The 20,864-nt window shown below is 69.7% G+C and carries 19 protein-coding genes; 10 read left to right on the top strand and 9 right to left on the bottom strand.

Annotation, left to right across the window (positions count from 1 at the left end; all coding sequences use genetic code 11):
* Positions 1-32: 32 nt before the first annotated feature.
* The 8 genes from RWH43_RS05010 to RWH43_RS04975 form a co-directional block, all read right to left on the bottom strand.
* On the bottom strand, positions 33-1,451 hold the full coding sequence (locus RWH43_RS05010; protein WP_316000830.1) for a xylulokinase: 1,419 nt from the start codon (positions 1,449-1,451) through the stop codon (positions 33-35).
* A complete protein-coding gene (locus RWH43_RS05005; RefSeq protein WP_222123900.1) occupies positions 1,448-2,167 on the bottom strand; it encodes a GntR family transcriptional regulator in 720 nt (239 codons plus the stop codon). The genes RWH43_RS05010 and RWH43_RS05005 overlap by 4 nt, the downstream gene beginning before the upstream one ends.
* Positions 2,167-3,387 (bottom strand): CaiB/BaiF CoA transferase family protein, encoded by a 1,221-nt coding sequence (locus RWH43_RS05000; protein ID WP_316000829.1) that lies wholly within the window; start codon positions 3,385-3,387, stop codon positions 2,167-2,169. Before RWH43_RS05000 ends, RWH43_RS05005 begins: the two co-directional genes overlap by 1 nt.
* A gap of 27 nt (positions 3,388-3,414) precedes the next feature.
* Positions 3,415-5,106, bottom strand: a complete 1,692-nt coding sequence (locus RWH43_RS04995; RefSeq protein ID WP_316000828.1) for a thiamine pyrophosphate-binding protein — start codon at positions 5,104-5,106, stop codon at positions 3,415-3,417.
* A 10-nt stretch (positions 5,107-5,116) separates the two neighbouring features.
* Positions 5,117-6,109, bottom strand: a complete 993-nt coding sequence (locus RWH43_RS04990) for a hypothetical protein (RefSeq protein ID WP_316000827.1) — start codon at positions 6,107-6,109, stop codon at positions 5,117-5,119.
* Positions 6,106-7,464: an MFS transporter gene (locus RWH43_RS04985; RefSeq protein WP_144830571.1), complete on the bottom strand. Its 1,359-nt coding sequence runs from the start codon at positions 7,462-7,464 to the stop codon at positions 6,106-6,108. The genes RWH43_RS04990 and RWH43_RS04985 overlap by 4 nt, the downstream gene beginning before the upstream one ends.
* Before the next feature lie 63 nt (positions 7,465-7,527).
* Positions 7,528-8,475, bottom strand: coding sequence for a MaoC/PaaZ C-terminal domain-containing protein (locus RWH43_RS04980; protein WP_316000826.1), 948 nt, complete (start codon positions 8,473-8,475; stop codon positions 7,528-7,530).
* A 192-nt stretch (positions 8,476-8,667) separates the two neighbouring features.
* Positions 8,668-9,252, bottom strand: a complete 585-nt coding sequence (locus RWH43_RS04975; protein WP_316000825.1) for a GNAT family N-acetyltransferase — start codon at positions 9,250-9,252, stop codon at positions 8,668-8,670.
* A 44-nt stretch (positions 9,253-9,296) separates the two neighbouring features.
* Between RWH43_RS04975 and RWH43_RS04970 the strand changes: the two genes are divergently transcribed.
* The 4 genes from RWH43_RS04970 to RWH43_RS04955 all read left to right on the top strand — a co-directional run bounded on the left by RWH43_RS04970 (position 9,297) and on the right by RWH43_RS04955 (position 12,750).
* Positions 9,297-10,550: a wax ester/triacylglycerol synthase domain-containing protein gene (locus RWH43_RS04970; protein ID WP_316000824.1), complete on the top strand. Its 1,254-nt coding sequence runs from the start codon at positions 9,297-9,299 to the stop codon at positions 10,548-10,550.
* Between the two features lie 195 nt (positions 10,551-10,745).
* Positions 10,746-11,348, top strand: coding sequence for a hypothetical protein (locus RWH43_RS04965; RefSeq protein ID WP_316000823.1), 603 nt, complete (start codon positions 10,746-10,748; stop codon positions 11,346-11,348).
* Positions 11,349-11,413: 65 nt separating this feature from the next.
* Positions 11,414-12,160: a YcnI family copper-binding membrane protein gene (locus RWH43_RS04960; RefSeq protein ID WP_230703998.1), complete on the top strand. Its 747-nt coding sequence runs from the start codon at positions 11,414-11,416 to the stop codon at positions 12,158-12,160.
* Between the two features lie 2 nt (positions 12,161-12,162).
* Positions 12,163-12,750, top strand: a complete 588-nt coding sequence (locus RWH43_RS04955) for a copper resistance CopC family protein (protein WP_316000822.1) — start codon at positions 12,163-12,165, stop codon at positions 12,748-12,750.
* A gap of 629 nt (positions 12,751-13,379) precedes the next feature.
* On the opposite strand, the gene ypfJ is transcribed toward RWH43_RS04955, so the two are convergent.
* Positions 13,380-14,255: a KPN_02809 family neutral zinc metallopeptidase gene (ypfJ, locus tag RWH43_RS04950; RefSeq protein ID WP_251505509.1), complete on the bottom strand. Its 876-nt coding sequence runs from the start codon at positions 14,253-14,255 to the stop codon at positions 13,380-13,382.
* A gap of 187 nt (positions 14,256-14,442) precedes the next feature.
* Here ypfJ and RWH43_RS04945 point away from each other — a divergent pair, with 187 nt between their 5' ends.
* The 6 genes from RWH43_RS04945 (at position 14,443) to RWH43_RS04920 (ending at position 20,857) form a co-directional block, all read left to right on the top strand.
* On the top strand, positions 14,443-15,744 hold the full coding sequence (locus RWH43_RS04945; protein ID WP_316000821.1) for an ABC transporter substrate-binding protein: 1,302 nt from the start codon (positions 14,443-14,445) through the stop codon (positions 15,742-15,744).
* Positions 15,737-16,690: a carbohydrate ABC transporter permease gene (locus tag RWH43_RS04940; protein WP_251505511.1), complete on the top strand. Its 954-nt coding sequence runs from the start codon at positions 15,737-15,739 to the stop codon at positions 16,688-16,690. The genes RWH43_RS04945 and RWH43_RS04940 overlap by 8 nt, the downstream gene beginning before the upstream one ends.
* The gene (locus tag RWH43_RS04935; protein ID WP_251505512.1) at positions 16,687-17,595 is read left to right on the top strand and encodes a carbohydrate ABC transporter permease; all 909 of its coding nucleotides are present in this window, start codon (positions 16,687-16,689) and stop codon (positions 17,593-17,595) included. Before RWH43_RS04940 ends, RWH43_RS04935 begins: the two co-directional genes overlap by 4 nt.
* 96 nt (positions 17,596-17,691) lie before the next feature.
* Entirely contained in the window at positions 17,692-18,999 is a 1,308-nt protein-coding gene (locus tag RWH43_RS04930) for an ABC transporter substrate-binding protein (protein WP_316000820.1), read from the top strand.
* Between the two features lie 89 nt (positions 19,000-19,088).
* A complete protein-coding gene (locus RWH43_RS04925) occupies positions 19,089-19,961 on the top strand; it encodes a carbohydrate ABC transporter permease (RefSeq protein WP_187358431.1) in 873 nt (290 codons plus the stop codon).
* Positions 19,958-20,857 carry a carbohydrate ABC transporter permease gene (locus tag RWH43_RS04920; RefSeq protein WP_154096924.1) on the top strand — a complete coding sequence of 300 codons (900 nt, stop codon included), beginning with the start codon at positions 19,958-19,960 and terminating at the stop codon, positions 20,855-20,857. The genes RWH43_RS04925 and RWH43_RS04920 overlap by 4 nt, the downstream gene beginning before the upstream one ends.
* Positions 20,858-20,864: the final 7 nt, after the last annotated feature.

Raw genomic sequence — 20,864 nt, 5'->3', positions numbered from 1 at the left:
GTCCGTCGACCGCGGGGGAGCGGGACCCGCCCTCACCCGGCTAGGCGCTCCCGTACCGCGCGCCAGTGGGCGTAGGCCGCGTCGAAGCGCGGCCCCACCCCGGGGCGGGGTTCGACTTCCCGGAACGAGACCCCCAAGGTGGCTCGGGCCTCGTCGAGGCTGTCGCTGACCCCTGCGCCGATCATCGCCAGCGCCGCAGCGCCGAGAAGGGTGACATCGGGGTCGCTCGCGACGAGCAGGCGCCGTCCGAACACGTCGGCGCGCAGTTGTACAACCGACTCGGCGCGGGAGGAGCCACCGGCGAACACCACTGGCAGGTCGCGCGACGGGTCGAGCAGGTCGAGACCTTCGCGCACGGTGAAAGCCGCGCCCTCCTGGGTCGCGCGAAGCAGGGCGGCAGCGCCGTGCTCGGACGTGCGGCCGATGATCGCTCCCCGAGAGCCCGGCCGCCACCGGGGAAAGCGCTCTCCGGTCATGCACGGCAGGATGACCAGTCCGCCGACGCCGGGTTCGACCGCGGCCAGGACGTCGTCTTCGACCGACCCGACGAGGGTGCGCCAGTCCGCGACCGCGCCGCCCGTGAGGCCTGTCGGGCCGCCGGCTGTCCAGAGCCCCGGCACCATCGCCGGGTTGACGACCGCTCCCAGGGGAGCATCGTCGACGGATGAGATCAAGCGGGCGAGCACGTCGGTGGTGCCGGCGACATCTCCGATGACATCGGTGGAAGCGCCCAACAGCAGACCGAGACCGACGGAGCCGTCGGGACCACCCGCGACGACGGGCAGGTCGTGGGGGAGACCGCACCGGTCGGCGGCCGCCGGGAGCAGGGTCGCCACGACCTCGTACGGCGACGCCTGACGTGGCCACCACTGCTCCGGCAGCCCGAGGCGGCGGAGAGCCGCGGTGTTCCAGGTCGAGGTGCGCACCTGGGAGGCGAGCGTGTAGGCCGCGTCGACCGTGTCGGTGACCGTGACGCCGCACAGGCGCGCGAGGAGGAAGTCCTTCGGGCTGAGAAGGGCGCCGACCTGAGAGGCTGCGCCGGCGCGCTGCAGATGCAGTCCGAGGGCCAGCGCTCCGCCCGTGGGCACAGGTCGGCCGGCGACGGTGAGAATGTCGCGGAGGAGGTCGTCGGCGATCGGCACGTCGGTGCCGCGACCGTCGGCCCAGCCGCCGCCAGGGGCGACGACGGCGAAGTCCTCGTCCACCGCGACGGTGCCGATGTGCGCCGAGATCCCGAGCGCATGCACGCGGGCATCTGTGACCGCGTCGAGCCGCGACAGCGCCGCTTCGACGTCGGTCAGCAGCGCGTCGGCGTCGAAGGTCTCCCCGCCGACGTGCGAGGTTCGGGCGACGCGCTCCGATCGCAGCACCGCTCCCGTGGCACTGACGAGAGCGGCGCGCACGGCGGAGGTGCCGACGTCGACGGCGACGACGGCGTCACGGAGGCTCATTCGGCGTCGATCCGCAGCAGCAGAGGGAACTCGGGCAGGGTCCAGCCGTAGGTGAATTCCACCGGGTTCCCCGTCCGCGAGAAGGTGGTGCGCAGCCCGTGCAGAACGGCGCCGCCGGGGGCGACGTCGAGGAGTCGGGCTTCATCGGGCTCCAGGATGGCGGCCGTCATCGACTGGTCGGCCCACTGCAACTCGACCCCGTAGCGCTCCGAAAGGGTCCGATAGAGCGACCCTTCGGCGAGTGGCTCGCGAACCAGCCCCGGTGCGACGGCGTAGGGCACCCACGCATCCTGCAGGGCCGCCGCGACGCCGTCGACCCGCCGCACCCGGGTGAGGCGGTTGACGGTGTCGCCGGGGTCGAGGCGAAGGGCGTCGGCGACCTCATCGGGTGCCGACGCGAGCTCCGCGCGCACGACCTCGCTTGCGAGATGGTCGCCCGACGACGCCAATTCGTCGGCGAACGATCGCAGGCGGCTCAGACGACGCCCGCGGCGGGGGTGCTCCCGCACGAACGTGCCGCTGCCCTGTTTGCGGATGACCAGGTCGTCGGACCCGAGCAGTTCGAGCGCCTGCCTGACGGTCATGCGACTGACGCCGTACTGCTTGGCGAGATCGTTCTCGCTTGCGATCTGCGCGGCTGGCTGCAGCGCTCCCGACTGGATCTGCGCCACGATGTCGTCGTAGATCACCCGGTACATCGGAGCCCGCTGCGGCATCAGATCGCCCCTTCCGCCCGGAGTCGAGCCACCTCATTCTCATCGAAGCCGAGGATGTCGCGATACACGTGATCGTTGTCCTCGCCGACGCTGGGCGGCGCCTTGCGAACGACCGGAGGCGTCTTCTCCATGTGGATGGGGTTCCCCGGCATTCGGATGGTGCCGTGCACCGGGTGCTCCGCCTCGACGATCATGTCGCGCGCGGCGATCTGCGGCGACGCCGCGACCTCTCGAACGCTCGCGACCTTGGCGTAAGGCACACCCACGGCATCCAGCCGAGCGGAGATGTCGTCACGCTCGAGGCCTCCCGACCACTGCTGGATGATCGCCTCGAGGGTCTCCTGGTCGGCCATGCGGCCCTCGACGGTGGCGTAGCGTTCGTCGGCGGCGAGGTCGTCGCGATCCATCGCTCGGCAGAGCTTGGGGAACAGCGACGCGGTACCGGCCTGGATGTAGATCGGACCGTCGGCCGCCTCGTACACGTTCACGGGCGCCGTCAGCAGGTCGCGCGAGCCCGAGCGGGGCATCTCCATACCCAGCATGAGCTCGGCGATGAGCCGCGTCCCGAGCGCCGAGAACATCGTGTCGAAGCTGGCGATGTCGACGAGCTGACCCTCGCCGGTGCGGTCGCGGTGCATGAGCGCCGCCATCGCACCGATCGCACCCTGATAACCGGTGGTGTAGTCGGCGATGTACGTGCCCGAGAGCGTGGGTTTGCTGTCGGGCTCGCCGGTCATGCTCATCAGCCCCGAAGACGCTTGCGAGATGGCGTCGAAGAGCGCCCTCTCGGAGTCCGGCCCGGTCTGACCGAACCCCGAGATCGACACCAGGATGATGTCGGGGTTGAGCTCTTTCATCCGCTCGTACCCGATGCCCATCTTGTCGATGGTGCCGGGGCGGAAGTTCTCGACGACCACGTCGGCCCATCGCACCAGGTCTTCGAGGATTCCCAGGGCCTTCGGATGACGGGTGTCGAGCGTCGCCGCCTGCTTGTTGCGGTGGTAGAGGAACATGTAGATGCTCTCGCCCTGCCAGTAGGGGCCGTGATGGCGCGAGTCCTCGCCGGAGGGACGCTCGACCTTGACCACCTCGGCCCCGAAGTCGGCGAGGATCTGCGCGCACAGCGGACCCGCGATGAACCGCGAGAGATCGAGCACCTTGACTCCGGAGAGGGGCCCGGATGCCGATGGGGTGGTCGTTGCGTCCGTGTGCTGCGTCATGAGAACTCCTTCGTTCGTCGGGCGGGATCAGGCGTTGTGCGGCACGAACGCGGGATACGTCCAGGCGTTCGCTTCGCGGTCGAGCACGACGTCGACGACGACCGGTCGCCCGGAGGCGTACCCGTCGCGCACCGCGTCGACGAGGGCGTCGACGTCCGTGACGCGCACCGCCTCGAGCCCCATGCCGCGGGCCACCTGGGCGAAGTCGACGTCGTGGAAGTCGACCCCGATCGTGCGGCCGTCGAAGTGCAGCACCTGCTCCTGTCGGATGTTGCCATAGCTGGAGTCGTTCAGCACGACGATCACGACCGGACCGCCCGCACGGGCGAGTGTCTCGAGCTCACCCAGGCTCATCCCGAGCGATCCATCACCGATGAGGGCGAGGACGGGGCGGGTCGGATCGTCGACCACCGAGGCGATCGCGGCCGGGAGGGCGAAGCCCATGTTCCCGAAGCCGACGGGCTTGATGTAGCGGTAGGGCTCGTCCATCTCCCAGAGGAACGACCACACGCCGGGGTTGCCGGCATCCGGGATCAGCACCGCGTCGCGCGGAGTGACTTCGCGCAGGGCGCGCACGACGACGGCGGGCGAGACGGTACCGGCGTTCTGCGGCTCGAGGTCGCGCGAGAGTTCCCACCAGTCGCGCTCCGCCTGCTGCAACTCGGCGATCCATGACTGACGCGAGGCGCGGGCCGAGGCGGCCTCCTGAGCTGTGGCGTCGACGAGATCGCGCGCGAAGGCGGCGAGATCGCCGACCACTCCCGTCGTCACCTCGGCGTAATAGCGCCCGATCATGGTCGGGTCGATGTCGACCTGAACGACCTCGGGGAGGCGACGACGCCAGCGGGTCGTGGAGACCGCGTTCAGGCTGTTGCCGAGCGCGAGCACGAGATCGGCGTCGTCCATCACGCGGGTCGTCAGGTTGGTTCCCATGCGGCTGAGTGCGCCGAAGACGAGCGGGTGCGTGGTGGGCACCGCGCCCATGCCGTTGAAGGTGGTGACGACGGGGATGCCGAGAGCGTCGGCGAGTTCGAGCACCGCTTCGCCGGCCCGGCCGCGATTCGCACCGTTGCCCACCCAGATGACGGGCTTCTCGGCCGTGAGGACGCGGGCGGCGACCGCCGCGATCTCCTCGCCCGCGGCCACGGGCCGGGTGCCCACCCACGAGCGCGCGGGGTGGACGGTGGGGATCTCGGGTACCTCGGCGACGGGCTGCTCGATCGTGTCGCGGGCGAAGTCGAGGTGCACGGGGCCCGGGTTGCCGGTCATTGCGTTGATGTAGGCCTCTTCCATCACCTGCTTGATGCTCGAGGCGTGGGCGATGAGGCGTCCGAATTTGACGAACGGTCGGAAGATCTCGACGTGGTCGGCGTTCTGCGCGTCGTCCTTGTGGATGTTCTCGCCGTTGTTGTTGCAGGTGATGATGATCGCGGGGCTGGAGTCGCGGAACGCGCCACCGACACCCGTCAGCAGGTTGGTGGCGCCCGGGCCGGTCGTCGAGATGGCGACGGCGGGTCGGCCGGTGAGGCGCCCGTACGCGTCGGCCATGACGGCCGCCGCGTTCTCGTGCCGCGTGTGCACGAATTCGATCGAGGGGGTGTCGATGATGGCATCCGTGATGGCGAGCGTCTGACCGCCCACCACGCCGAACACCTTCGTCACGCCGAGGGATTCGAGCATCTTCACGACCAGCTGTCCGCCGGTGATGTTGTTCGTCATGGTCTCTCTCTCATTTCCGGTTCGTATCGGGAAGCGGGGCACTTGCCCATCCCGCGGCGCTCAGGGCTCCATCGGCCCTGCGCACCCACACCTGCATCTCGACGCGGTCCTCGCCGACGTCCGTCACCACACCCGCGATGCGAATCGACTCGTGCACGTCGACGGTCTTCAAGAACTTCACGCGCAGCCACCCGCCCGCGAAGAACGCGGCTCCGAAGCTGCGGCTGAGAAGCTCGGCGATCGCGCCGAACTGCTGCTGTCCTTGCACGATCGGAACGCGCAGCCCGCCCGCGCGAGCGAGGTCGAGGTCGTTGTGGATGTTGCGGACGTACTCGCCGATGCGTGAGAACACCGCGGCCTGCTCGGTGGTGAAGCTCTTGTCGAGGGGGCCGAGCACCTGACCGACCGCGGGGCGTGCGGCGTCGAAGGCCGGCGCGTCTGCGGCGACATCTCCGGTGACCCGCTCGTCGGCTTCGGCGGGCGAAGCACTGCCGCGCCCCGCCACGTCTCCGGGCCGCGTGCGGAGGATCTCGACGCCCCGATGACGCAGGATGTTGCGCCCGTCGGCGCCCGTGGCGGTTGCTTCCATCACCACGTACCCCTGACCGCGACGCTCGTACGCCTCGGTATAGGTCCCGGCAAGAGTCACCTCTTCGTCGAGGAAGGCGGGCGAGTCGAACCACAGCTGCTCTTCGGTGTGCAGACCCACGACGCGGCTGGCCGCATAGACCGTGGTGAACAGCTGGACGAGGTCGTTGCCCAACAGCGACGCGTGGCCGATGCGTCGGCCGTCGAACGGGCTCGCCTTCAGGTGCCAGGGGTGGTGGTCGTCTTGCGTGAACGCGAACCGCTTGATCTTGTGATCGTCGACGACGACAGTGGCGGGCCCCAGCTTTTCGGGGATCGAGAGGTTCTCGAACTCGGGTTCCTTGAGCCCTGCCTCGAGGTCGTCGACGTCACGGGCGCGCGTCGGATCGGTCAGGTCGCGATTGCCGGCCGTCATCGCTCTTCTCCCACCTTCGTCATGTCGGTGCGGTTGGTCTCGGGGGCGAGCCACGCGCACACGCCGCCGATGATCAGGCAGACCACGGTGATGGCGGCGATCGGCCACGGGTCGCCGCCGGTGGCGGCGAAGATGGCGGTGGATGCCAAGGGCCACAGGCCGATGAGCACCGACGGCAGCTGCGCGGCGAGCGAGACGCCCGTGTACCGCACTTTCGTGCCGAACAGCTCGCTGAAGAATGCCGGCTCCACGCCGTACACCGCGCCGACGCCGATGGCGTACGCGACGGCATAGACGACGTACATGAGCACGATGTTGTCGGCATCGAGGATCCAGAAGAACGGGAAGGACACCAGCGCGCCCACGACGGAGCCGAGGATGAAGACGGCACGTCTTCCGATCCGGTCGCTCAGCTTTCCGAAGAAGTAGTACGTGTAGATGGCGATGGCCGCAGCGATCGTCGATGCCCACAGGATGTCGGTGCGGCCGATCTCGGTGTAGTTGGTGGCGAAGGTCAGGCCGATGGTCAGGATGATGTAGCCGAAGACGGCTTCGCCGAGGCGCATTCCCATCGCCAGAAGCAACGGCCTCTTGAACCGGCGGAACAGCTCAGCCAGCGGCATCCGCTCCTTGGGGGCGTCGGCCGCGGACTTCGCTTCGAGAGCATCTTGCGCCGCCTGGAAGGTCGGGGTCTCGGTGAGCTTGAACCGGATGAACAGGCCGACGCCGATGAGTATTGCGCTCAGCAGGAACGGAACTCGCCAGCCCCAGGTGAGCAGTTGCTCGTCGGGCAGCGTGGACACCAGCGCGAAGATCGTGGTCGACATGACGAGTCCCACGGCATTGCCGATCTGCGGGAAGCTGCCGTAGGCGCCACGCTTGCCCTCGGGGGCGTACTCGACGGCGACGAGCGACGCCCCACCCCACTCACCGCCCACGCCGAAGCCCTGGATGAGGCGCAACGCCACGAGCAGGATCGGAGCGAGGATGCCGATCTGGTCCGTCGTAGGCAGCAGGCCGATCAGGAAGGTCGCGGTCCCCATCATGATCAGCGTGGTGACCAGCGCGGCCTTGCGGCCGAACTTGTCGCCGAAGTGGCCGAACACGATGCCGCCGAGCGGGCGTGCGAAGAATCCGACGCCGAAGACAGCGAAGGCGGCCAATGTGCCGAAGATGGGGTCGCCGTCGCTGGGGAAGAACAGGCGGCCGAAGACGAGCGCCGATGCCGTCCCGAAGATGAAGTAGTCGTACCACTCGACGGCGGTGCCGACGAGGCTCGCGACGGCTGCCCGCCGGGCGAGACGCGTGCGGTCGGCCTGGTCGACGGGACCGGCCGGTGTGCGTTGTTCGGTCATGCTGACTCCCTTGTCATGCTGTGTCGTTCGTGTCGTCGCGGGGTGGATGCCGCGACGTTCTTCTCAGAGCAGTGCGGTCGGACGCACGGGGTCGTCCGAGATGACGGCCGATGCCCACCCGAGTGCGGTGCGGGTGCCGTCGGCCTTGTCGATCCACACCTCGACCTCGAGGCGGCCGTCGCTCTCGCCGACGACGGCCCCGGTGGTGTGGAGCTCGTCGCCCACGAAGGCGGGCGAGACGAAGCGCAGGTCGAGCTCGCCCGTGGTGAGCCACGAAGCCCCGAAGACGTCGACGAGGTTCGCCACGATGTGCCCGGTCTGCTGCTGGGCCTGGACGATGGTTCGCGGCAGCTCGGCGGCGGCGGCCTTGTCGGGGCTCGTGTGCACGTTGGCGAAGCCGCGGCCGGCCCACGAGAACACCGACATCTGGTCTTGGGTGAAGCGAGTCGTGCGCCGCGGCAGAGCGGCGCGTTCGGGAAGTCCGTGCGCGGCCACCGTGACGGGGTCGACCGTCTCGTCGGTCGTGCCGATGACCGTGCGCGGGCGGGCGCTTCCGGCGGATCGCCCCTGGCCCACCACGTCGCCCGCGACGGTGCGCATGATCTCGCGACCGCGGTGTTCGACCAGCACTCGGCCGTCCTCCCCGCGAGCCACGGCTTCGAGAGTCACGTAGCCCTGCCCGCGGCGCTCGTACTTCTCGGTGTACGCACCCTCGACTGTCACGGTTTCGCCGACGCGGACGGGGGAGACGAATCGCAGGTGCTCGTGGGTGTGCAACCCCTGGGCGGTGTTTCCGTCGTACTTGTCGTAGAAGAGGAAGAGCAGCTCGTTCGCGAGCACGAGGGGGTGGCCGACCGGGCCGCCGAACGGCGAGTCGCGGAAGTACCAGTCGCCGAAGTCGTCCTGCGCGAAGGCGTAGTCGAGCACGAAGCGACGATCGACTGTCTGGCTGACGGGCCCGAGCGGCTCGGGCACCTCGACGAGCTCGTAACGAGCCTCTTTCAACGTCATCGTCCGCTCCTTCGCGTCCTCGTTGACGTCTAGTTGTCTAGACGACTAGACAGACAATGCCAGGGCTGCGCGGCGAAGTCAACACCTCCCCGCGCTCGTGGCGTGCACGAGCGACGATGACGTGGTCCGCGTTCATCGCGTGCTTCACCAGCGGCGCGACACCCCTCGCGCCGTCGAGGACTGAGGCGCTCGTCAGCGGCCGCGGAACTCCTCCGCGAGCACTCCCATCAGGACCTCGTCGTGGAACCGCCCGCCGTGGAAGGCCACCTGCCGACGCACGCCTTCGCGCACGAACCCGGCCTTCTCGTAGGCACGGATCGCGCGATCGTTGAACGCCCACACGCGTAGTTCGACCTTGCGCACCCCGAGCTCGTCGAACGCGTAGCGCAGCATCGTGCGCGTGGCATCCGTTCCATATCCCCGACCGACGGCGTCGGGACCGATCACGATCGCGAACGTGGCGACGCGTGCGGGCAGGGTGGCGCCCCAGAGGGTCGCGTGTCCGATGAGGTTCCCGGTCTCGTCGTCGATGCTGAAGCCCGCTCCGCCGGGGGAGTCGTTGCGGCTCCAGATCTGGAACATCTCGCGCACCGCCGCCTCCGGACGAACCGTCACGCTGTTCTGATGCAGCGCAGCGCTGTCGCTGCGCCGCCACCAATCGACGAGCGGGTCGAGGTCGGCATCCGTGAGGCCTCGCAGCCGCACGCGCTCACCGTGCAGCAGGGCGGAGCCGTAGGCGAGGGCGGAGTCGGTGTCGTGGATCGCGTCATCGGCCATGATCCGACGCTACCGAACACGCCCCGGGCCGCTACCGTTGCGGCATGAACGAGCCGCTGTCGGCCGCAGACGCCCGCATCCTGGCGCTGGAGTCCGACGTCGTGCGCGGACACGCGCTCAAGCTCCTCGTGCTCGACCCGGGCCGAGCCCTCGACATAGAGGCCCTGCGCGCGAGCGTCGCCGAACGGCTTCCCGCCTTCCCCCGCGGGCGGCAGGTGGTCGTCGACGACCGCGGCGTTCCGTCGTGGGCGGATGCCGACGACCTCGACCTCGCGCACCACGTGCGGCAGCGCGCGGCGGCGGATCCGACCGAGCTGCGCGCCGTCGTCGGACACCTCATGTCGGAGCCGCTCGATCGCTCGCGCCCCCTGTGGAGCATCGACCTCATCGGTCCGCTCGCCGACGGCCGCGAAGCCCTCGCGGTACGCCTGCACCACGCGGTCGCCGACGGGCTGACGGCCGTGCGCTTCCTCGAGAGCATCGTCTTCGAACCGCACGATGCGCCCGCCCACGACGTCGGCGTGCGCGACCCCGAGGCGCGGCCGACCCGCTGGAGCGAATGGGAGCGGATGCCGCAGACCCTCGCCCGCGAGCTCGGTCACCCCGGTTCCCGATCGCCGTTCGACCGGCCGATCACCGCGCGCCGCGCGCTGGCCTTCGTCGACGTGCCGCTCGCCGAGGCCCGGGCCGTCGGCGCCTCCCGCGCCGATCACGCGACCGTCAACGACGTGCTCCTCGCCGTCATCGGGGGCGCGTTGCGCCGGCGCCTCCTGCACCACGGGCACACCCCGCGGCTCAACGCCCAGGTGCCGGTGAGCCTGCACGAGCGGGGGGAGGATGCCGCGGCATCCGGAAACCGCGACTCCTTCATCGACCTCGACCTGCACCTGCACGAGCCCGACGACCTGCGGCGCCTCGACCTGCTCAGCGCGCAGACCCGCGAACGCAAGCGCGGGCACGATGCCCGGTCGCTCGACGAGCTCTTCCATGCGCTCGCCGCGGCCGGTCCGGTGGGGGTCCTCGCGCGCGGGCTCGCCGACGACCCGCGGGAGTTCGCGCTCGCGATCTCGAACGTGCCCGGACCCCGCGTCGCGGTCGCCGTCGCCGGGCGACGGGTGGCGCACGTCTACACCTCGTCGGAGCCGGGCCCGCGCCATGCGCTGCGCGTCGCGGCGATCTCGAACGACCGCTGGCTCGGCGTGGGTTTCTGCGTCGATCCGCTCGCGGTGCCCGACGTCGAACTGCTGGCCGACGCTGCGCACGACGCGTGGGAAGCGCTGCGGGCCGGCTCGGCCTGATCTGCGGGCCCTGCTCGCGCGCACGGCGGCGGGGATCATGACCGACACGCCGTTTCCGGATGCCGTGGCTCGGCGTGCCGCCGAGATCCTCCGCCGTTGTGCCCGGCCGCGGCCCGCCCTCGACCTGTCTCGACGACGGACCACCGCCGCCGAACCGGGGCCGCGCGCCGAATAGGCTGGACGAGAAGGAGTCCCATGTCGTCGAGAGCAGGGCGCGCTCAGCGCGCGGGTCGCGGTGTCGCCGCGGCCGCTGTCGCGACCTTCCTCGCCACCGTCTCGCACGGCGCGGTCGACTCCGCTCTGCCGTCCGCGATCAACATCGCCGTCGCCCTCTGCCTCGCCACGCCGGTGTGCGTGCTGCTGGCCGGGCGGGCGATGTCGTGGTGGCGTCTGTCGGCGGCTGTCGCGCTCAGCCAGGCGTTGTTCCACGGCATCCTGATCCTCGATCTGCGCGGTGACGGCGCCACCGTGAGCGGGGGCCACCACGGCACGGTCGCCGTCGTGATCGACACGGCCGCATCCACGCCTGCCGTCGCAGCCCACTCGATGCACTCGCCGTGGATGTGGGCGGCGCACGCCTTCGCCGCGGTCGTGACGATCCTGGCCCTCGGCCGGGGCGAGCGCGCCGCGCAGGCGATCGCCCGCTTCTTCATCGCCGCTCTGCTGGTTCTGCGTCCGTTCCGCGGCATCGCCGCGCACACGGATGCCGTGCGCACCGCGCCCGAGCCGCTGCTGCTGCCGCGGGCGATGACGGTGCTGTCGCCGATGAGGCACCGGGGTCCGCCGCTCGCGGCCTGACCTCGACCCCTCATCTCGCGCGTGAAACGCCTCTTCGGCGTGCGCACTTTCAGAAAGCAGCAACCATGTCTCGCAAGACCACCCTTCGCCGTACCATCCTGGGCCTGACCGCCGGCGCCGCTCTCGCCGTCGCCGTGCCGCTGGCGGCCTCGGCGCACGTCACCGTCAACCCGAACACCGCCACTCCCGGCAGCTACGCCACCGTCAACTTCCGCGTCCCCACCGAGTCCGAGACGGCGTCCACCGTCAAGGTCGAGGTGACCCTGCCCACCGACACCCCGCTCAGCGCGGTTCTCGTCGAGCCCGTTCCGGGCTGGACCGCGACCGTCGAGAAGGGGGCGCTCCCCGCCCCCGTCGAGGTCGACGGCAACACCATCACCGATGCGCCGCTGAAGATCGTGTGGCAGGCCGACCCGGGGGTGGGGATCGGACAGGACCAGTTCCAGATGTTCTCGGCCGTGCTCGGACCCGTGCCCGACACCGGGCACATCCTGCTCCCCGCCGAGCAGACCTACTCCGACGGAGAGGTCGTCGACTGGGCGGCGACGCCCGACCAGGTCGCGGCCGACGACTCGCTGGAGCCGGCGCCCGTGCTTTACATCACCGACACCCCGCCCACGGCCGAGCACAGCCACGGCACGACTGCAACCGGCTCGACCGACCACACCGCCGATGACATGACCGCGGCCGCCGCCTCGAGCGACGACTCGTCGGGCGTGGCCCTCGGCCTCAGCATCGCCGCCCTCGTGGTCGCGGCCGTCGGCGCCGTCTTCGGCGCCCTCGCCTTCGCGCGCCGGTCGAAGCGCGCCTGATCATGGGCTCCCGGAACACGCTGCGTCGGGTTCTGGCCGGGGCGGTGGTCGTCGCAGCCGCGATGACCGCCGCCCTCGGCGGGGCCACCGCGGCCTCGGCGCACGACAGCCTCGTGTCGTCGTCGCCGGCCGAGGGTGAGAGCGTGTCGTCGCTGTCGGGGGTCTCGCTCGACTTCAGCGCCAACCTGCTCGGCTACGACGGCGGCAACATCGTCATCGTGCTCGGCCCCGACGGCCGGCACTACGAGAGCGAGTGCGCCGCCCTCGCAGGACCGAATCTCACCACCGCGGTGTCCCTCGGCGACCCCGGCGACTACTCGATCGAGTGGCGTGCCGTCTCGTCCGACGGCCACCCCGTCTCGGGCGTCATCCCCTTCACCTACACCGGCGCCAGCACCTCGGCCGGATCCGACACCTCGGTGTGCGCGAGCGCCGCCGGTGCGACCGCGGCCCCGGTCGAATCTGCCCCGGCCTCCGACGGCGGTGCCCCGTCGGGCCTGGTCATCGGCCTCCTCGCCGGTGGCGGGGTGCTCGTGCTGGTGGTCGTGCTGATCGTCATCATCGTTCGCACGCGCCCGCGCGAGGACTGACCCGCGGGCCGTCGACGTCCGCCGTCCTGCGGATCGGGCGTGCGGCGCGCCGGGGTCACGGCATCCGGGACCGGCGTGTCGCCCTCCGGGTCCGCACGACGGCATGACCTCGGCCCCGCGGGGTGTCGGACGGGGCGCCGGATGCCGATCGGCCCGGCCGTTCGTCGACGGCCGCCGTCCTGCGGATCGGGCGTGCGGCGCGCCGGGTTCGCGGCATCCGGGATCGGTGTGTCGCCCTCCGGGTCCGCACGACGGCGCGACCTCGGCCCCGCGGTGTGTCGGACGCGGCACCGGATGCCGATCGGCCCGGCCGTTCGTCGACGTCCGCCGTCCTGCGGATCGGGCGTGCGGCGCGCCGGGTTCGCGGCATCCGGGATCGGTGTGTCGCCCTCCGGGTCCGCACGACGGCATGACCTCGGCCCCGCGGTGTGTCGGACGCGGGCGCCGGATGCCGATCGGCCCGGCCGTTCGTCGACGTCCGCCGTCCTGCGGATCGGGCGTGCGGCGCGCCGGGTTCGCGGCATCCGGGACCGGCGTGTCGCCCTCCGGGTCCGCACGACCGCGCGACCCCGGCCCGCGGCGCGACCCCGGCCCGCGGCGCGCGCCCGGCCCGCCGCGGGCCCGCAGACCTACAGGCTCGAGCCCGACACCGAGAACGTGTCGCAGGCGTTCACGCCGCCCTGCCGGCCGGTGTCGAACCACCGCTGGCGCTGCTCGCTCGAACCGTGGGTCCAGCTCTCGGGGTTGACGACCCCGCCCGACTCCGCCTGGATGTGGTCGTCGCCGACGGCCGCGGCCGCCGCGAGGGCGTCGGTGATCTGCTGGTCGGTCGGGGGCTCGAGGTAGGGCGTGCCGGTCTCGTCGACCTGTTCGCCCGCGTTCGCCACCCACGCGCCGGCGAAGCAGTCGGCCTGCAGCTCGGTGCGCACGCCGTTGCTGTCGGGTCCCGTGCCGTTGTTCGGGTGCTGGTCCATCACGCCGATGAGGTTCTGCACGTGGTGGCCGTATTCGTGGGCGAGCACGTACAGCTGGGCGAGGGGACCCGCGGTGGTGTCGTACTGCTCGCGCAGGATCGCGAAGAAGGTGGGGTCGACGTACACCGTCTCATCGGGCGGGCAGTAGAACGGCCCGGTCGCGTTCGAGGCCGTGCCGCACGTGGTCGAGGTCGAACCGTCGACGATGATCAGCTGCGGAGCCCGGTACCCCTCGAGGGTATTCCCCCAGAACTGGTCGAGGTTGAGAGAGGCGGCCGCAAGTCGGCAGTCGTCGTTGCTGTTGGCATCCGCGCCCGTCTCGCAGCTGGCGACGCGTTCGCCGCCGCTCTGCGGGGCCGCCGGGGCTCCGCCTCCGCCGAGCAGACCGGTGAGATCGGTGCCGGTGAACAGCGAGATCAGCAGCACCACGATGCCGCCGACGCCGACGGCTCCACCGCCGACCGCGGCCACGGTGCCGCCGCGTCGCTTGGCGGTGTTGTTGCCGACGCGGGCGTTGTCGTTGAAGGTCACGGGCGTGACGCTACCCGCGGCGCGGCCCGAGAACAGGGGGCTGGACGCGGCGTGAAATCGCTGGGCGCGCAGACGCGGGGCGGTTTCCGCAACCCCCCGGTGCGACGGATCCGCGCGCGTACCGTCGGCCCCGAGGAGCAGCGCGGCCCCGGCGTCCGCTCCTCGCGAAGACACATCGGAGAACGCCATGCCCCTGACACGTCGGACCTTCCTCGCCGGATCGGGAGCGCTCGCGCTGCCGTTCCTCCTCGCCAGCTGCGGGTTCGTGCAGACCGCCCCCGCCGAGAAACGTCAAGGCACCCTCACCTTCACCACGTGGGGGACGGATGCCGAGCTCGCGGGTTTCCGCGCCGCGATCGCCGCGTTCGAAGCGGCCAACGAGGGCTCGACCGTCGAGCTCAACGCCGTTCCCTACGAGCAGATGTTCACCAACATCGACGCGCAGCTGCAGGCGGGCAACCCGCCCGACATCTTCCGCGTGCCCTATTACACGTTCGGCGCGTACGCCGGTCGCGGCCAGCTGCTCGACCTGAAGCCGCTGCTGTCGGCCGACCGCCAGGGGCAGTTCACCCCGCAGGCGTGGGCGGCGGTGCAGAACGGCGACGGCACCTTCGGCCTGCCGCACCACACCGACACCTCGGCGATCCTCGTCAACCTCGACCTGTTCCGTCAGGCCGGGATCGACGCGTCCGAGATCCCGACCTCGCCCGAGAACGCGTGGACCTGGGATCAGCTCGACGCCCTCGGCGGGCGACTGCGCGCCGGCCTCCCGGCCGACCGCTGGCCGTGGGCATACAACTGGCAGGGCAACGGCGTCACCCGCTGGCTGAGCCTGCTCTTCCAGTCCGACGGCGCGTTCCTGGAGTCCGACCAGAAGACCCCGGCGATCGACTCCGACGCGGCGCGTCAGGCCGTGGAGTTCTCGAGCTCGTTCTTCACCAAGAACTACGTGCCCGCGAACAACACGATCGCCTCCTCGAGCTACGCGGCCGAGTCGTGGTTCTCGCAGTCGGTGGCGATGGTGTGGTCGGGGGCTTTCCAGATCCCGGATGCCGACACCACGGCCGACTTCGAATGGACGGCGACCTACGCGCCCCGCAACGTCCGTGCGGGCAGCGACTTCGGCGGCAACGCGCTCGTGGCGACCGCGAACACGCAGCAGCCCGAGCTGGCGGCGGCGTTCCTGGAGTTCGTGACGGATGCCGCTCCCATGCGCGACTTCTGCCGCGCGGCATCCCTTCTGCCCACCCGCGGCGACCTGCTCAACGACCAGCTCGAGTTCGCGGTGCGGCCCGAGCTCGCGCCGGTCTTCGCCGGTCAGGCCTCGCTCGTGCAGCCGCAGGACGTCGCGCAGGTCGCGAGCCCCTCGATGTCGGCGATCATCCCGGTGCTCAAAGAGCAGCTCGACCTCGCCTTCACCGGCGCCCAAGATGCCGCGACCACGGTGACGAACCTGCAGTCGGGCATCGGAGCGGCCACCGGTGGCTGACACCGCGGTCGCCCGACCGCGCCTTTCGCGACAGGGCCGACCGGAGCGGGGGGAGCGCCTGCGCACCCGCCGCCCCGGCGCCCGTCGCGAGGCGCTCGCGGCGTACGGGTTCCTCGCGCCGAACTACCTGCTCCTGCTGGTGTTCGTGCTCGTGCCGCTGGTGGGGGCGTTCTTCGTCAGCCTGCAGCGCACCGACGGATTCGGCGACGGCACCTTCGCGGGCCTCGACAACTACGCACGGCTCGTCGGCGACCCGCTGTTCTGGCGGGCGCTCGGCAACACCGTGCTGTTCACGCTGCTCGTGACGCCGCTGTCGATGCTGCTGGGCCTGGTCGCCGCGACCCTGCTCAACACCGCCCTGCCCGCCCGACCGCTCTGGCGCTCGCTGCTGATCCTGCCGATGGCCGTGTCGGGCGTGGCCACCGCGCTGATCGGCGTGCTCGTGTTCGACCAGAACTCCGGCATCCTGAACCGCATCCTCACCGCCGTCGGCCTCTCACCCGTCACCTGGCAGTCGGATCCGGTGCCCGCGTTCGCGACCATCGTGCTGGCGACGGTGTGGTGGCGCACGGGCTTCAACATGCTCATCTATCTGGCGGGACTCCAGGGCATCGGCCCCGACCTGTACGAGGCGGCGACCCTCGACGGTGCGAACCGGTGGCAGCGGTTCCGCAACGTCACGATCCCGTTGCTCGGGCCCACGTCGTTCTTCCTCGTGGTGCTGAACGTGATCTTCTCGTTCCAGGTCTTCGATATCGTGTTCGTCCTCACCGGCGGGGGCCCGGGAGGCGCGACGAGCGTGCTCGTCACCTACGCCTACGAGACCGGCTTCGTCACGCGCGACCAGGGCTACGCCGCCGCGATCGGAATGGTGCTCTTCCTGTTCGCCCTCGTGTTCGCTGCGGCGCAGTACCGCGCCTCCCGCACCAAGGATGTGGTCGAGTGAGTCTCGATGAGCGCCTGGATGCCACGGCATCCGCGTCCCCCCTCGCCCCGCCCGCGGTGACGCCGGGTCGGCGTGCCCGCGACCGGTCGCGGCGGGGGAGTGCGATCGTGCGCACCCTCATCGTCGCAGTGGTGGGCCTCGCCGCCGTGTCGCCGCTGTACTGGATGCTCGCTGTCGCCTTCTCGTCGCGCGCCGAGCTGCTCGGGGGGCGGGAGCTGCGCCTGTGGCCGCGGGAGGTGACCTTCGAGAACTTCGAGCGCGTGTTCGCCTCGTTCCCCGTGGCGACCTGGTTCGGCAACTCGGTCGCGATCGCGGTCGTGGTGACCCTCATCTCGGTCAGCACGAGCCTGCTCGCCGGCTATGCGTTCGCGCAGCTGCGCTTCCGCGGTTCGACCGCGTTGTTCTTCCTCGCGCTTGCGACCCTCGTGCTGCCGGTGCAGGTGATCATGGTGTCGCTGTTCCGCATCGTCACCGCGGCCGGGCTGTACGGCACGTATTGGGCGGTAATCCTGCCCGTGTCGGCCTCGGCGTTCGGGCTCTTCCTCGCGCGGCAGTTCATGCTCGGTATCCCGCGCGAACTGATCGAGGCCGCCCGCCTCGACGGCGCCGGACACGTGCAGACGTTCCTGCGGGTCGTGCTGCCGCTGTCGAAGCCGCTCATCGCGGTGCTGGTGTTCATGAGCCTGCTGTCGTCGTGGAACGACTTCGCCTGGCCCCTCATCGCCCTGCGCGAGAACCGCCTGTTCACCCTGCCGATCGGCCTGCTCTACCTGCAGGGCCAGTTCGGCAGCGACTACGGCGCGACGATGGCGTACGCGCTGCTGAACGTGGTGCCGATCGCGATCGTGTTCCTGGTGTTCCAGCGGTACTTCGTGGCGGGCTTCGCGCGCAGCGGCATCAAGTGACCTGTCACTCATACGTATTCACGAAACACGATCGTTACCCGTATAGACGCGCACTTAGGCTTCCCTAAACGCTATGCATACGTATACGGTGTGGCCATGTCATCCACAAAGAAGCGCGCTATCGCCCTCGCCGCCACGGTGGCCGTGGGTGCACTCGCCCTCTCCGGATGCGGCGCGGGTAGCCGCACGGGGAACGAGAACGCCACCGAGGTCGCCTGCGACTACACCGCACCCGAATCCGCGACCACGGTCAACGTGCTCGCCTACAACTCCTCCGCCATCGACCCCTTCACGGACACGATGGTCTCCAGCTGCACTAAAGACGACGTCACGGTCAAGCACGACCCGATCGACTTCGGCGGCCAGGTGACGAAGACGACGGCCACTCTCTCGGGCGAGACCGGGAGCTACGACATCGTCGAGACCTACGGATTCGTCATCCCGAGCCTCGCCGTCGACGACAAACTCGTCCCGCTCGACGATCTCTTCGCCGAGTACGCCGACAAGTACGACTTGAACGCCATCAGCGAGTCGATGCGCCAGGGCATGTCGTACGACGGCAAGCTCTACGCGCTGCCGATGCAGGCGCAGATGTTCGTCATGGCCTACCGCACCGACGTCTTCGACGAGCTGGGCATCGAGGTTCCGAAGACGTTCGACGACATGAGCGCCGCCGCCGAGAAGATCAAGGCATCGGGCAAGATGCAGTACCCCATCGCCCTCCCGTGGCTCGCCACGGCCGACGTCGCGACGAGCTTCCAGGCGATCATGAACTCGCTCGGAGCCGACTTCGTCACCGCCGACGGAAAGGTCACGCTCGACACCCCGGAGGCCAAGGAGGCGCTGCAGGCCATGCAGAGCCTGCAGCCCTACATGGACCCGCAGGTCACCACGTTCGACCAGCCCAAGGTGCAGCAGCAGATGTACAACGACACCGCTGCCATGTCGATCATGTTCTCGGGCCGCATGAGCGACCTGACCAAGGCCGAGAACAGCAAGCTGTCCGACTCGTTCGGCTTCGCCGCACCCCCGAAGGTCTCGGCGTCCGCGCCGTACCTGTACGACCGTCTCTCGATCGACGGGTGGTCGATCCCCTTCAACACCAAGCTCGACCACAAGATGCTGTTCGAGATGATGGCGTCGGCGGTCAGCGAAGACGCGTCGAAGGCGTCGGTTCCCGCCGCGTACCCCGCTCGCGAGGGCATGGTCACGCCGGACAACTCGCCCTACGGCCAGGCGGCCAACGACTCGATCGCCGGTGCGATGCCGCCGGTCGTGTCGCCCATCCTGGCGCCGATCAGCAACGAGATCACCCCGATCGTCGCGCAATTCCTGGCCGGTGGGGTCTCGGTGGACGATGCCGCCACTCAGATGCAGGCAGCGGGGGAGAAGATCGCGGGCTGAGCCCCGGGATCATCCCACCCACGGTGTAGGAATGGGCCCCGGCCCGGTCGATGACGACCGGGCTGGGGCGCATCGAGAGGAGACGTCGCGTGAAAGCACGTGAGTTCTGGGTGCTGTTCGCCCCCAGCCTGGCCATCATGAGCGCCCTTCTGGTGTTCCCCCTTGTGCGCACCGTGCAGTGGAGCTTCGAGAACGTGCGGTACGGCGTTCCCGGAACCTTCGTCGGGCTCGCGAATTTCACGGACGCCCTCGGCGACCCCCGCTTCCATCGAGCGGTCGTGTTCACCCTGGTCGTGACCGTGGTGACCACCGCGATCCTCCTGGTCTTCGGATACCTGATCGCGATCGCGGTCAACACGCTGCGGATCTCCCGGCCCCTGGTGCTCGGCATCATGCTGGTGTCGTACGTCCTGCCGAACCTGGTCGGTGCCGTCGCGTTCTCGTGGTTGTTCGACGACAACTTCGGGGGCGTGGTCAACAGGCTGATCGGCTTCCTCGGGGGCACGCAGGTGCTCTGGTTCACCGACCAGGTGCCCAACGCGTTCCTGGTGATCCTGAACACCGTGTGGCAGATGCTGCCCTTCGCGATGCTCATCATCCTGGCGGGTCTGCAAGGCGTGCCGGTCGAGCTGCGCGAGGCGGCCCGCATCGACGGGGCCAACGCGTTCCAGACCCATCTCCAGGTCATCATCCCCACGATGCGGGGGGTTCTCGGCTTCGTCTGCCTCATCACCATCATGGACGTCCTGCGCATCTTCGATGCCCTCATCCCGCTCTCCCCGCAGGCGGAGACGATCGGCAACGAGTCGATCATGCTCTACGTCTATTCCGTGGCGTTCGCCAACGGAGCCCAGGAGCTGGGCCTCGGCAGTGCCATCAACGTCCTGACCATCCTCCTCATCCTGGTCATGCTCGTCCCGTTCATCCGGGGCATCTTCAAGGAAGCGAAGGCCGCCCGATGACCCTCAGCAGCGAGGCGCTGTCCACGCGCGCCATCACCACCGGCGACATCGAGGGGAAGAACCGTCGACCCCGCCCGCGACGCCGCATCCGAGGCGTGACGGGCCTGCTCCTCGGCATCCTGTGCTTCCTCATGCTGAGCCCGTTCATCTGGATGACCCTCTCGGTGACGAAGCCGACCGACGTGGCGTTCGCGAACCCGCCGGTGCTCACGGGATACGAGCCGACCCTCAAGGCGTTCGTCGATCTGTGGGAGACCACCTACTTCGCCGACTACCTCGTCAACACCCTCTCGGTCGCGGTGATCTCGACGCTGATCGCACTGATCATCGGCATCCCGGCCGCCTATGCCCTGTCGCGTTTTCCGAGCTACATCTCGGCCCTGCTGCTCGTGCTCGCCCTGATCTTCCGTGCACTGCCCCGCTTCGCGGTGGTGCTGCCCATGTACGACATCAGCCGTGCTCTCGGGATCTACGACACGACGTTCGCCCTGGCGATCGCGCTCGTCGCGATCAATCAGCCCTTCACGATCTGGCTGCTGCGCAACTTCTTCGCGGAGATCCCGCGTGAGCTCGATGAGGCGGCCATGATCGACGGCTGCACGCGCATCGGCATGCTGCGCCGGGTCATGATCCCGCTCATGGGTCCCGGCATCCTGACCGCCGGCATCTTCGTCTTCCTCTTCGCCTTCCAGGAGTACCTCACCGCTCTGGTGCTGACCGACACCTCGTCGAAGACCGTCCCGGTGTTCATCGCCACGCAGCTGGGACAGACTCTGCCGATGCTGCAGCAGGCCGGGGCCGCATCGATGCTCCTGACCATTCCGGTCGTGATCATCGCCTTCATCGCGCAGAAGTACCTCGTCGCCGGTCTCAGCGACGGCGCCGTGAAGGGGTGACGGATGC

The sequence above is a fragment of the Microbacterium algihabitans genome (genome assembly GCF_032464975.1).
In the GTDB taxonomy this organism is placed as follows: Bacteria; Actinomycetota; Actinomycetes; order Actinomycetales; family Microbacteriaceae; genus Microbacterium; species Microbacterium algihabitans.
The sequence above is the reverse complement of the archived record's forward strand: the minus strand, read 5'-3'. Positions and strand labels throughout refer to the sequence as shown.